This window comes from Pantoea sp. YR525 (assembly GCF_900116775.1).
GTDB lineage: Bacteria > Pseudomonadota > Gammaproteobacteria > Enterobacterales > Enterobacteriaceae > Pantoea > Pantoea symbiotica.
In genome coordinates this window covers 62,844-75,186 of record NZ_FPBU01000004.1, presented here as the reverse complement: position 1 = coordinate 75,186, position 12,343 = coordinate 62,844, and the positions used below count along the sequence as shown (strand labels likewise).

General features: G+C 56.7%; 9 protein-coding genes. 2 read left to right on the top strand and 7 right to left on the bottom strand.

Features of this window, described 5'->3' with window-relative positions; genetic code table 11:
* Positions 1-22: 22 nt before the first annotated feature.
* The 5 genes from glnB to purL all read right to left on the bottom strand — a co-directional run bounded on the left by glnB (position 23) and on the right by purL (position 8,378).
* Complete coding sequence (gene glnB, locus BM323_RS09235) at positions 23-361, bottom strand: nitrogen regulatory protein P-II (protein WP_007886217.1); 339 nt, start codon at positions 359-361, stop codon at positions 23-25.
* A 75-nt stretch (positions 362-436) separates the two neighbouring features.
* Positions 437-1,768 (bottom strand): two-component system response regulator GlrR, encoded by a 1,332-nt coding sequence (glrR, locus tag BM323_RS09230; RefSeq protein WP_008101491.1) that lies wholly within the window; start codon positions 1,766-1,768, stop codon positions 437-439.
* Positions 1,769-1,770: 2 nt separating this feature from the next.
* Positions 1,771-2,442, bottom strand: a complete 672-nt coding sequence (gene qseG / locus BM323_RS09225; RefSeq protein ID WP_008101493.1) for a two-component system QseEF-associated lipoprotein QseG — start codon at positions 2,440-2,442, stop codon at positions 1,771-1,773.
* A gap of 3 nt (positions 2,443-2,445) precedes the next feature.
* Positions 2,446-3,873, bottom strand: coding sequence for a sensor histidine kinase (locus BM323_RS09220; protein WP_036647474.1), 1,428 nt, complete (start codon positions 3,871-3,873; stop codon positions 2,446-2,448).
* A 614-nt stretch (positions 3,874-4,487) separates the two neighbouring features.
* Positions 4,488-8,378: a phosphoribosylformylglycinamidine synthase gene (gene purL, locus BM323_RS09215; RefSeq protein ID WP_008101498.1), complete on the bottom strand. Its 3,891-nt coding sequence runs from the start codon at positions 8,376-8,378 to the stop codon at positions 4,488-4,490.
* 270 nt (positions 8,379-8,648) lie between these two features.
* Between purL and mltF the strand changes: the two genes are divergently transcribed.
* Complete coding sequence (mltF, locus tag BM323_RS09210; protein WP_008101499.1) at positions 8,649-10,106, top strand: membrane-bound lytic murein transglycosylase MltF; 1,458 nt, start codon at positions 8,649-8,651, stop codon at positions 10,104-10,106.
* Here the strand turns inward: mltF and tadA are convergent.
* Together tadA and yfhb are read right to left on the bottom strand one after the other, a co-directional pair.
* Entirely contained in the window at positions 10,103-10,597 is a 495-nt protein-coding gene (gene tadA, locus BM323_RS09205; protein WP_008101500.1) for a tRNA adenosine(34) deaminase TadA, read from the bottom strand. The genes mltF and tadA overlap by 4 nt on opposite strands.
* Before the next feature lie 64 nt (positions 10,598-10,661).
* Positions 10,662-11,300, bottom strand: a complete 639-nt coding sequence (gene yfhb / locus BM323_RS09200) for a phosphatidylglycerophosphatase C (RefSeq protein WP_008101503.1) — start codon at positions 11,298-11,300, stop codon at positions 10,662-10,664.
* Positions 11,301-11,467: 167 nt separating this feature from the next.
* Between yfhb and BM323_RS09195 the strand changes: the two genes are divergently transcribed.
* Positions 11,468-12,307 (top strand): MurR/RpiR family transcriptional regulator, encoded by an 840-nt coding sequence (locus tag BM323_RS09195; protein ID WP_007886185.1) that lies wholly within the window; start codon positions 11,468-11,470, stop codon positions 12,305-12,307.
* Positions 12,308-12,343 lie beyond the last annotated feature (36 nt).

The following is a 12,343-nucleotide window of genomic DNA, read 5'->3' as shown; positions in this document are numbered from 1 at the left end:
TTCAGGCAATGCGCGAAGGGGCTTAAATCGCCTCTTCGTCCTCTTCACCGGTACGGATACGCACCACGCGTGCCACGTCAAAGACAAAGATTTTGCCGTCGCCGATTTTGCCGGTCTGCGCGGTTTTCATAATGGTTTCTACGCAGGTATCGACGATATCGTCACCTACCACCATTTCGATTTTCACTTTTGGCAGAAAATCGACCATGTACTCAGCGCCGCGATACAGCTCAGTGTGACCTTTCTGACGACCAAAGCCTTTCACTTCACTGACCGTCATCCCGGTGATGCCCACTTCAGCTAACGCTTCACGTACATCATCGAGTTTGAATGGTTTGATAATTGCATCGATCTTTTTCATGACAGATCCTTTTTTACTCCCTCCATGATGGACGGATACCGTTAGTATAATTGTTCCTGACGCTGCCGCAGCAAGCTACTCTTTAAATTCGCTGGCGTCCAATTCATGGCGCGACAGCAGCTTATAGAATTCAGTGCGGTTACGTCCAGCCAGACGCGCAGCGTTGGTGACATTTCCTTTGGTCATCTGCAGCAATTTGCGCAGATAGTTGAGCTCAAACTGATTACGCGCTTCGACGAAAGTGGGCAGCGCGGTATTTTCCCCCGCCAGCGCCTGTTCAACTAAAGCATCACTGATCACCGGCGCGGTACTCAAGGCGACGCACTGCTCAATCACGTTGACCAACTGGCGCACATTGCCCGGCCATGCGGCGCTGACCAATCGCTTCATTGCATCCACCGAGAAACTGCGCACAAAAGGTTTATGCCGATCGGCCGACTGGCGCAGCAGATGATTTGCCAGCAGCGGGATATCTTCAGCACGCTCGTGCAGCGCGGGAATTTTCAGGTTCACCACGTTAAGACGATAGTAGAGATCTTCGCGGAAACTCTTCTTCTCCATTGCTTTGGGCAAATCGCGGTGCGTCGCGGAAATAATCCGCACGTTGATATCCAAATCGCGGTTGCTGCCTAACGGACGCACTTTGCGCTCCTGCAGCACACGCAGCAGTTTCACCTGCAGCGCCTGCGGCATGTCGCCAATCTCATCGAGAAACAGCGTGCCGCCTTCGGCCGCCTGGAACAGACCTTCACGTGCGCTGACTGCGCCAGTAAAGGCGCCTTTGGCATGACCAAAAAGTTCTGACTCTAAAAGTTGTTCCGGCAACGCACCGCAGTTGATGGCGATGAACGGCTTAGTGGCGCGCGGGCTGGCGGCGTGAATCGCCTGCGCCAGCACCTCTTTACCGGTGCCACTTTGGCCGTTAATCAATACGCTGACGTCAGATTGCGCCACCATGTGCGACTGCTCCAGCAAACGCAGCATCTGCGGATTACGGGTCACAATCGCTTCGCGCCAGCCGTCATCGCTGATCGGCGCGCGCTGGGCCAGCGCTTCATCTATCGCTTTATACAAGGCATCACGATCGACCGGTTTGGTCAGAAAACTGAACACGCCTTGTTGTGTGGCGGATACCGCTTCCGGGATCGATCCGTGCGCGGTGAGAATGATCACCGGCAAGCCCGCATGACGTTTCTGCACTTCGCCGAACAGCGCCAGACCATCCATTTCGTCCATGCGCAGATCGCTGATCACCAGATCGACTTTCTCTTTCTGCAGATGGCGCAGGGCTTCTGGCCCGCTGGCGGCTGTCGCAACCTGATAGCCTTCACTGCTCAGGCGCATGCCAAGCAGTTTCAATAAGCCCGGATCGTCATCCACCAGCAATAAACGTGCGGCTTGTTTCATGGTTACTGATCCTCACTTTGCACATCGCTGCCGCCGTGCGATGCGTCGCTGCTGTCGGGCGCTTTGCGCGACGACAGCTGGCGTTCAATATCGGTTAAACGCTCTAACTTGCGTTGGGTATCGGCCAGCGACTGACGCATTTTGGTTTGCTGCTGGCGCAGGTTATCCATCTCGGCATCATTACTCTGCTGCAAAGCGGCGTAGCGTCCACGCGCTTCACTCAGCTCCAGTTGAGCCGCCTGATTGCTACGCCACAGCTGCAGCAACGGACGCACCGACGCCGGATAAGCCGCGCTGTAACCGTCTAAAGTGGTGACAAAATCACGGCGCTCAACTGGCGTAACGTTACCGTTAGCAAGCAAGATGCCCTGCTTGAAGGCGCGCGCCCAGCCTTGCACCGGCCAACGACGTGCTTCTGCACGCGCTTCGGCCGGCGATAAGCGCTCGGCGCAATCAATGGCGCGCTGCCAATAAAGCGGATTGCCTGCAGCGGCTGGCGTTTCGATTTGCCAGACGTTTTGGCAATCGGTCGCCAGATAATCCGGCAGGCGCACGTCCGGTTCTGGCACGCTGACGCCATTATGCTGCGTACGATCTTGTGACGGTGCCTGGCAGGCGCTGAGGCCCAAAACCAGCACGGCACTGGCCACAAGTTTAAATAGGGTTAATTTCATTAATCAGGCATTCCCGGCGCTGGTCGTCAGAATGATACGAAAACAGACATCCGCATCCTTGCGCGTTACCAACTGCAGATCGCCGTGCATCCTGCGCAGACAATCTTTGGCGATGCTTAAACCCAGCCCGCTGCCTTTAACCGGCCCTTTGCGCTGTTGGCTGCCCTGATAAAAGGGCTCAAAAATCATCGCCTGCTCTTCAGCCGGAATCGGTGTGCCGGTGTTTGCCACCTCAATCCACACCTGGTTGCCCTTCTGCTGGCTCTGCAGCCAGATGTTACCGGATTCGCTGCCGTAGTTCACGGCGTTCGAATAGAGGTTATCAATCACCCGCTGTAGCAGCGTCGCTTCCGCCAGACAGTGATGCACTTGCAGATCAACATGAGTGGTCATTTCACGCGCATTGGCGGGCAACGAGTGCACTTTTACCACTGAATCAATGATTTCATTTAGCGCCACGGGCTTCAGCGCCATTGGGCCATCGGCCAGCTTGCGGTTGTAATCGAGTAACTGCTCGATCAGCCGCTGTAAATGGCGGCTGCTGGTATCGAGGATTGCCACCACTTCCTGCTGCTCGGCATTCAGGGGACCAGCGACCTGATCGGCCAGCAGTTCAGTGCCTTCACGCAGGCTGGCGAGCGGCGTCTTCAGCTCGTGCGACAGGTGACGCAAAAATTCGTGGCGCTGCTCTTCCAGCCAGCTTAAACGCTCACTCAGCCAGACGATGCGCTGTCCCAGCGAACGGATCTCACGCGGACCACGGAAACTGCCGCTATCACCCAGCGCTTTACCTTCGCCCAGGCGATTGATCATGCGTTCGACCCGCTTTACCGGCCCGATGATCATCCCCGTAAACAGCAAGACCAACACCAGGCTTATCAGGAACAAAATCAGCGCCTGCCAGCCAAAAAACTGGCCGCGATCGGCGATTTCACGCTGCAGCTGTAATCCACGCGAAAACACCACTTCGCGCGTTGCCTGCACCATTTGCGTGTTGGTATCGGAAAAGCGCTCTAGCGCGCTGGCAGCTTGCGCCGCGGGATTGCCGTTGTCGCACTGCAACTGCTGCAGCTGCGGCAAGGTGGTTTGCAGCACTTTGAAGGAGGGCAGATCGGGCAAACTGGCGGCATGGCTGCTGAGCATTTGGCCGTAGCGCGTCCACTGCGTTTGATACAGCTTCGCCAGCGAGGCATCGCCGAGCACACAATATTGACGATAGCTGCGCTCCAGCTCCAGCGCGGTTCGCGCCATCGCTTCGCTACGACGCACATCGGTAAAGGTGTTGCGGTTGGTATCGGCTGCCTGGTTGCTTAACGCCGAAAGACTTTCCCACGCTTGCCACGCCAGCACCAGCAACGGCAGCAGTACCAGCAGGAAAGCCATTAACACTAACTGCCGCAGGGATCGGGGAAACAGACGCCATTTCATCACAACCGCGCTTCCTTAAATGTGAGCTGCAGGCATGCTAGCGAAGTATCAAAACGGAAGAAAGGCCAGATATGAAAACGGCAGGCCTTTTGGCCTGCCGTGAGAGCGACGCCGCAGCATCGCTTGCAAATTAGGTGGAGCCTAACTCAACGTTGCGTCCGATGTTTGATAACGTTGCAGAGCAAACGATTATCGGTGAGGTGGACGACAGGCTCCGTTTGGTGCGTCATTCGGTTTTTATGAGCTCAGCCGCTAAAGCGGGGCAATCATAAACAGGTGAATGAGCCACGCAAGGAGTATAGCAAGTATCGTGCCAATAAATAAATAGCGTTTATTATCAGAGGAATGCCAGACAGGAAGCGGGATTCCGGAAAAAAGCGGACCGGACGGTCAGTGAAAAGTGTCGCTGATTAGCAACGAGTTTGGCGTGTTAATTTCCCATTCATATAAATCAATGAGTTAAATGTCACCTTTTGGCGACAGTGTAATGACGGGATTGTCGTTGTTTTCCGACAGTTTGAAACTTATGCGGATTTTAGCAAGGTCGCCATGAATGGCGCCCCTACAAAACACGCAGAAGAATAAAAAAGGCCGCTATTTAGCGGCCTTTGTATTGCTTATCCCAACTGCTTACGCGCGTTGCGGAAGATACGCATCCACGGGCTGTCCTCGCCCCACTCTGCCGGATGCCAGGAGTTGCTCACGGTACGGAACACACGCTCTGGGTGCGGCATCATAATGGTGACGCGACCGCTTTCGTTGGTTACCGCAGTGATGCCGTTTGGTGAGCCATTCGGGTTGGCCGGATAGCTTTCTGTCACTTTGCCGAAGTTATCGACGAAGCGCAGCGCCACTAAACCTTTGCTCTCCAGCTGTGCCAGATGCGCGCCGTCACGCACTTCGACAAAACCTTCACCGTGCGATACCGCGATTGGCATATGCGATCCGACCATGCCATCCAGCAGCAGCGATGGACTCGCCGCCACTTCAACCAAGCTAAAGCGCGCTTCGAAACGCTCGGACTGGTTGCGCACAAAGCGTGGCCACAGTTCGCTGCCTGGAATCAGTTCACGCAGGTTCGACATCATCTGGCAACCGTTACACACGCCGAGTGCCAGCGTTTGTGGACGATGGAAGAAGTTCTCGAACTCATCACGCACGCGGCCGTTGAACAGGATGGACTTCGCCCAGCCTTCGCCCGCGCCCAGCACGTCACCGTAGGAGAAGCCGCCGCAGGCGACCAGCGCCTGGAACTCTTCCAGACCGCGACGGCCAGCCAGCAGATCGCTCATGTGCACGTCAACCGCAGTAAAGCCCGCACGATGGAAGGCGGCAGCCATTTCCACGTGTGAGTTGACGCCCTGCTCACGCAGCACTGCCACACGCGGACGTGCGCCCGTCGCAATCATCGGCGCCGCAACATCTTCTTCTGGCTTGAAGGTCAGATGGACGTTCAGACCTGGGTCGTTATCGTCTTTCTTCGCTTCATGCTCCTGATCGGCACAGGCTGGGTTATCACGCAGACGTTGCATCTGCCAGGTGATTTCTGCCCACCAGGTACGCAACGTGGTACGGCTTTCGCTGTACACCGCGCTGTCGCCAGAACGGATCACAAAGCGATCGCCCGGCAACGCTTTACCAATCACATGCAGGTTAGCGCTCAGGCCGTGGTCAGCAAACACTTTCTCGACTGCTGCACGATCCGCTGCGTTGATCTGCAGCACCGCACCCAGCTCTTCGGTGAACAGTGCGGCTAACGCATCGCTGCCCAGCGCGGCGATATCCGCTTCGATACCGCAGTGACCGGTGAAGGCCATTTCCGCCAGCGTCACCAACAGGCCGCCGTCAGAACGGTCGTGGTAAGCCAGCAGTTTCTGCTCGGCCACCAGCGCCTGAATGGCGTTGAAGAAGCCCGCCAGCTGCGTGGCGTCACGCACGTCGGCAGGCTTGTCGCCCAACTGACGATAAACCTGCGACAGTGCGGTCGCGCCAAGCGTGTTCGCGCCGTTACCGAGATCCACCAGCAGCAGCAGGTTGTCTTGATCCGCTTGCAGCTGCGGCGTCACGGTGCGACGCACATCTTCCACGCGCGCAAAGGCGGTGATCACCAGCGACAGCGGCGAGGTCATTTCGCGCTGCTCGGTGCCATTCTGCCAACGGGTTTTCATCGACATCGAGTCTTTGCCCACCGGAATGGTGATACCCAGCGCGGGACACAGCTCTTCGCCAACTGCTTTCACCGCAGCGTACAAGCCGGCGTCTTCGCCCGGGTGACCAGCAGCGGCCATCCAGTTCGCAGACAGCTTAACGCGTTGCAGCGAACCAATTGAGGTTGCAGCGATGTTGGTCAGCGCTTCACCGACGGCCAGTCGACCTGAGGCAGCGAAGTCGAGCAACGCCACTGGCGCGCGTTCGCCGAGGGAGAAGGCTTCACCGTGATAGCTATCGAGGCTGGCGGTGGTGACAGCGCAGTTCGCAACCGGAATCTGCCACGGACCCACCATCTGATCGCGCGCGACCATGCCGGTTACGCTGCGGTCACCAATGGTGATCAGGAAGGTTTTTTCTGCCACGGTCGGCAAGTGCAGCACGCGATTTACCGCATCCGCCACGCTAATGCCGTCACGCTGCAGCGCATCACCTTTAGCCTGCTGGCTGGCAACATCACGCGTCATCTTCGGCGTTTTGCCCAGCAGCACGTCGAGCGGCATGTCGATTGGCTTGTTGTCGAAATGGCTGTCGGCGAGGTTCAGATGCAGCTCTTCGGTGGCTTCACCGATAACGGCATAAGGCGCGCGTTCACGCTTACACAGCTCGTCAAACAGCGCCAGTTGTGCAGGGGCAACCGCCAGCACATAACGTTCCTGCGACTCGTTACACCACACTTCCAGCGGGCTCATGCCTGGCTCATCGCTGAGGATGTCGCGCAGGTTGAAGTTACCGCCACGATTACCGTCGCTCACCAGTTCTGGCATCGCGTTCGAAAGTCCGCCCGCGCCGACGTCATGGATAAACAGAATCGGGTTGGCTTCACCCAGCTGCCAGCAGCGGTCGATCACTTCCTGGCAACGACGTTCCATTTCTGGGTTGTCGCGCTGTACTGACGCGAAGTCGAGATCGGCATCCGATTGGCCAGATGCCATTGATGACGCCGCGCCGCCGCCTAAACCGATGTTCATCGCCGGTCCACCCAGCACGATCAGTTTGGCGCCCACCACGATTTCGCCTTTCTGCACGTGATCGGCACGGATGTTACCGATGCCGCCCGCCAGCATGATTGGCTTGTGATAGCCGCGCAGCTCAAAGCCATTGTGGCTGTTTACGCGCTCTTCGTAGGTACGGAAGTAGCCGTTCAGGGCTGGACGACCAAATTCGTTGTTGAACGCCGCGCCGCCCAGTGGGCCTTCGGTCATGATATCCAGCGCGGTGACAATGCGATCCGGCTTACCGAAATCCTCTTCCCACGGCTGTTCAAAACCAGGAATACGCAGGTTCGATACCGAGAAACCGACCAGACCGGCTTTTGGCTTCGCGCCACGTCCGGTTGCGCCTTCATCACGGATTTCGCCACCGGAACCGGTCGCGGCACCCGGCCACGGTGAAATGGCGGTTGGGTGGTTATGGGTTTCGACCTTCATCAGGATATGCGCTTCTTCCTGATGGAATTCGTATTCGCCCTTCTGCGCATCGGCGTAGAAGCGGCCAACCTCAGAACCTTCCATTACCGCAGCGTTGTCTTTATAAGCAGACAGCACATGCTCAGGATTATGTTCAAAGGTGTTTTTGATCATTTTAAACAGCGACTTCGGCTGCTTTTCGCCGTCGATAATCCAGTCGGCGTTAAAGATCTTGTGACGACAGTGCTCAGAGTTTGCCTGCGCAAACATGTAGAGCTCAATGTCGTTTGGATTGCGGCCCAGCTTAGTAAAGGCATCAAGCAGGTAATCGATCTCATCATCGGCCAGCGCCAGGCCCAGCGTGGTGTTGGCCTGCTCCAGCGCGCTGCGACCGGCGCCCAGCACGTCAACGCTTTTCAGCGGCTGCGGCTGATGGTGAGCAAATAGCTGCTGCGCATCGTTGAGGTCAGCGAACACCGTTTCCATCATGCGGTCATGCAGCAGGCTAGCCAGCTGCTGCCACTGTGCTTCTGTTAGCTCAGGTGCCTGCACATAGAAGGCCATACCGCGCTCAAGACGCAATACCTGTGGCAGGTCGCAGTTGTGGGCGATGTCGGTGGCTTTCGATGACCACGGAGAGATGGTGCCGGGACGCGGCGTTACCAGCAACAGACGCCCTTGTGGCGCGTGTTCGGCGAGAGAAGGACCGTATTTCAGCAGGCGTTGCAGGCGGGCTTGCTCATCCGCGCTGAGCGGTGCACTAACATCGGCAAAATGGACGTACTCGGCGTAAATATCACTCACCGGAAGGTGAGCGTCCTGAAAGCGGGTCAGCAGTTTGTTTACACGAAATGCCGACAGAGCGGGCGAACCACGCAGAATTTCCATCATTAAAGATCTCTCGTCTTTGAAGTGCCGGGCGACGCTTCATTGGGCGCAACAGGGGAAAACGGGCGGTATTATAGAGAAACAGCACGGGTTACGAAACCGTTTGCGCATAAATTCTGGCACCTGGCGTTTGGCTGAATTTTGCACAATTCTTGCTATAAAAGTTGCCCTGCCCCTTTTTGTTGCGCAAAATGCCCCTCGCTCTGGGAGTTAAAACAACATAAATACTGCCTTTAAAAGACAGAGGCCTGTGAGCCATTACGAGACAACTATTTGAAACGCCTAAAAATAAACTATCTGTTTATCGGTCTGATCACCGTGCTGCTTGCGCTAGCATTGTGGCCTTCCATCCCGTGGTACGGGGGCGGAACAGACGCGCTATCACAGATCAAATCACGCGGAGTGCTGCGCATCAGTACCGTTAACTCTCCGCTGACTTACTACACCATTAACAATGCACCAGCCGGTATGGATTACGAGCTGGCGAAGCGCTTCGCCGATTACCTGGGCGTGAAACTGGAAGTTGAGGTGCGTCCTAACCTTGGCGACCTGTTTGACGACCTCGATGACGGTAAAGCGGATTTGCTGGCTGCCGGTCTGATTTACAACAGCGAGCGCCTCGCGCATTACCAAAGTGGTCCGAGCTACTATTCGGTGTCGCAGCAGCTGGTGTACCGCATTGATAAGCCCCGGCCGAAGAATCTCGGCGATCTCAAAGGCCGCCTGATTGTGCAGTCCGGTTCGGCATATCTGTCAACTTTACGTTCCGCCAAAGCTGACAGCTATCCCGATCTCGACTGGGCGATCTCCACCGATCAGGGCCAGAAAGCGCTGCTTGAAGCGGTTGCCGACGGCAAACTCGATTACACGGTGGGCGATTCGGTCACCATCGGCCTGCTGCAGCGCATTCATCCGCAGCTGGCGGTGGCGTTTGATGTGACCGATGAAGAGCCGGTAACCTGGTATTTGCCGCGTAACGATGACGACAGCCTCAGCGCAGCGATGCTCGACTTCTACAGCCAGATGGGCGAGGAAGGCACCATGGCGCGACTGGAAGAGAAGTATCTCGGCCACGTTGGCACCTTCGATTACGTTGATACCCGCACCTTCCTGCGCGCCATTGATAACACGCTGCCGGATATCAAACCGCTGTTTGAGAAATATTCCGCCAGCATGGATTGGCGTTTACTGGCGGCGATCTCTTATCAGGAATCGCACTGGAATCCGCAGGCTACGTCGCCAACCGGCGTGCGCGGCATGATGATGTTGACGCGCAATACCGCCGACAGCCTTGACGTTGATGACCGCCTCGATCCCGAACAGAGCATTCGCGGCGGCAGCGAATATCTCAAGCGCATGATGGAGAAAGTACCGGAGACCATTCCGGAAGATGAACGCATCTGGTTCGCGCTGGCGGCATATAACATGGGCTACGCGCACATGCTGGATGTACGCAAGCTTACGGCGAAACAGGGCGGCAATCCGGACAGCTGGGCCGACGTGAAGCTGCGTTTGCCGATGCTGAGCCAGAAGCGCTACTACACGCAAACCACCTACGGCTACGCGCGCGGCCACGAAGCCTATAACTACGTTGAGAACATCCGTAAGTATCAGATCAGTTTGGTGGGATATTTGCAGGAGCAGGAGAAGCGTTTAGCGCAGCAGTCGGCGCTGGAAGCGGAATTAGGCGCCGGTTACCCGGCGGTCGAACCGAAAATTGCGATGAATTAACCGGTGCGCTGCGCCTGACGCAGCGCCTTCTTCTGCTCGCGACGCATGCGGAAGAAATCACTCAGCATCCCGGCACACTCTTCCGCCAGCACGCCGCAATCAATCTGAATTTGATGATTCATGCCGGGATGGCCAATCACATCCAGCAGTGAACCGGCCGCGCCGGTTTTCTCATCTTTAGCGCCATACACCAGTCGCGTGATGCGACTGTGCACCATCGCACCGGCGCACATCACACAGGGTTCCAGCGTGACGTACAGCGTGGTATCCAGCAATCGATAGTTTTCCAGTACTTTGCCGCCCTGGCGCAGCGCCATGATCTCGGCATGCGCGGTAGGATCGTGCTGACCAATCGGCCGATTCCAGCCTTCGCCAATCACTTTGTCGCCCTGCACCAGCACCGCACCGACCGGCACTTCGCCCTGCTCCCACGCGCGCTTCGCCAGTTCCAGCGCATAACGCATCCAATATTCATCAGTTTGTGGGTTCACCGGGCAACTCCTGCGGACATTTAAGGCGGCGCATTATAGCGATGCTGCTGCTGGAATCGAAGCGTTATTCCAGCTGTTGCAGCTCACCGCTTGGCGTGACGCGCCAGCGATGCTGACAGAAGAACAGCAGCGGGTTGTCCTGTTTGCTGTCGCTGTAGCCGCTATACAGTTGCAGCGGCGTGCCGATTTTCTCCTCCAGCTGCGCCACCTTTTCATGGCCGAGACAGCGCATCGACAGCAAACGCCCGCCACGGCCCGGTTTCATCTGGCTAGCGATCAGCTGCACGCGCGGTAAGAAGGCCGAATCGAAGTAAACTTGCTCCACCAGCGACTGCGGAGAGCCGGTAATCAGCCAGACATCGGCATCATTGCTGCTGAGATAGTCGGTAAGCCGCTGCTGCACCACCGGAAACGCGGTAACACGCTGGCGGAACCACTCGGCGAATTCAGCTTCACGCTGGCGCAGACGTGTTTCGCTGTGGCCGAAGGTGATCGCCCACAGTAACAAACTCATTGGCCAGCGTGCGGCACGGCCTTTGAACAGCATGCCGAGACCGATCACCGGCAACAGCGGCACCACCAGCAGCAGATTGATCGGCTGACGTCGCAGCAGATAGCGCATAAAGGTGCCAAACATGTCTTGCTGATGTAGCGTGCCATCGAGATCGAAAAACACCACGCGTCGTTGTGTACCCTTTGTCAAACAGCACTCCTTCTCTATCCTTCGCGGTTTCTGCACTACAGTGTAGCCAGCTTCGGCGTTCGAGGCGAAAGCTGCTATTTTTAATTCCAATGACTACAATGCCATTTGAATAGTTTATTCTTCGCGTTTACGCGCTGTTTGCGGATAAAGGAATTAAGGATCGAACCATGAGTTCATTGCTGCGCATTCGTCAGCTTTACCCTCGACTGGCGCTAAATGAGCGTCGGCTGGCGGATTTTTTGCTGTCGCAGCCGGATCGTGCACGGCATCTCAGTTCACAAAAACTCGCCGAGGAATCGGGCGTTAGCCAGTCCAGCGTGGTGAAGTTTGCCCAGAAGCTGGGCTATAAAGGCTTTCCGGCGCTGAAGCTGGCGTTGAGCGAGTCGATGGCCGATCGCGATGCGATCACCGTGCATAACCATATTCTCAGCGACGATCCGCTGAAAGTGGTCGGTGAAAAGCTGCTGACCGAGAAGATCTCGGCGATCCGCGCCACGCTGGATATCAACAGCGAAGAGAAGCTGCTGCAAACCTTACAGCTGTTGAAGAACGCCAATCGTATTTTGCTGGTTGGCATCGGTGCGTCCGGTTTAGTGGCGAAAGATTTTTCGTGGAAGCTAATGAAGATCGGCATCAATGCGGTGGCGGAACAGGATATGCACGCCTTGCTCGCCAGCGTGCAAGCGATGGCGCCGGGCGATGTGCTGCTGGCGATTTCTTATACTGGCGAACGTCGCGAAATCAATCTTGCTGCGCAGGAAGCGGCGCAAGTTGGTGCCGATGTGCTGGCCTTTACCGGTTTTACGCCGAATGCCCTGCAGCAATGCGCCACGGTTTGCCTCTACACCGTTGCGGAAGAGCAGAGCACGCGCAGCGCGGCGATCTCGTCAACCAGCGCGCAGCTGGCGCTGACCGATCTGCTGTTTATGGCGCTGGTACAAAACGATCCCGAACGCGCCTCCAGCCACATCCGCCACAGCGAAGAGTTGGTGAAAAAGCTGGTCTGATGAGAGCAGGCGCGTATAATACCCGCGCCTTTTCTG

Excerpts from the sequence above, each read along its gene's own strand:
- glrR (WP_008101491.1), bottom strand. The coding sequence starts at position 1,768 with ATGAAACAAGCCGCACGTTTATTGCTGGTGGATGACGATCCGGGCTTA.
- purL (WP_008101498.1), bottom strand. The coding sequence starts at position 8,378 with ATGATGGAAATTCTGCGTGGTTCGCCCGCTCTGTCGGCATTTCGTGTA.
- glnB (WP_007886217.1), bottom strand. The coding sequence starts at position 361 with ATGAAAAAGATCGATGCAATTATCAAACCATTCAAACTCGATGATGTA.
- BM323_RS09195 (WP_007886185.1), top strand. The coding sequence starts at position 11,468 with ATGAGTTCATTGCTGCGCATTCGTCAGCTTTACCCTCGACTGGCGCTA.
- qseG (WP_008101493.1), bottom strand. The coding sequence starts at position 2,442 with ATGAAATTAACCCTATTTAAACTTGTGGCCAGTGCCGTGCTGGTTTTG.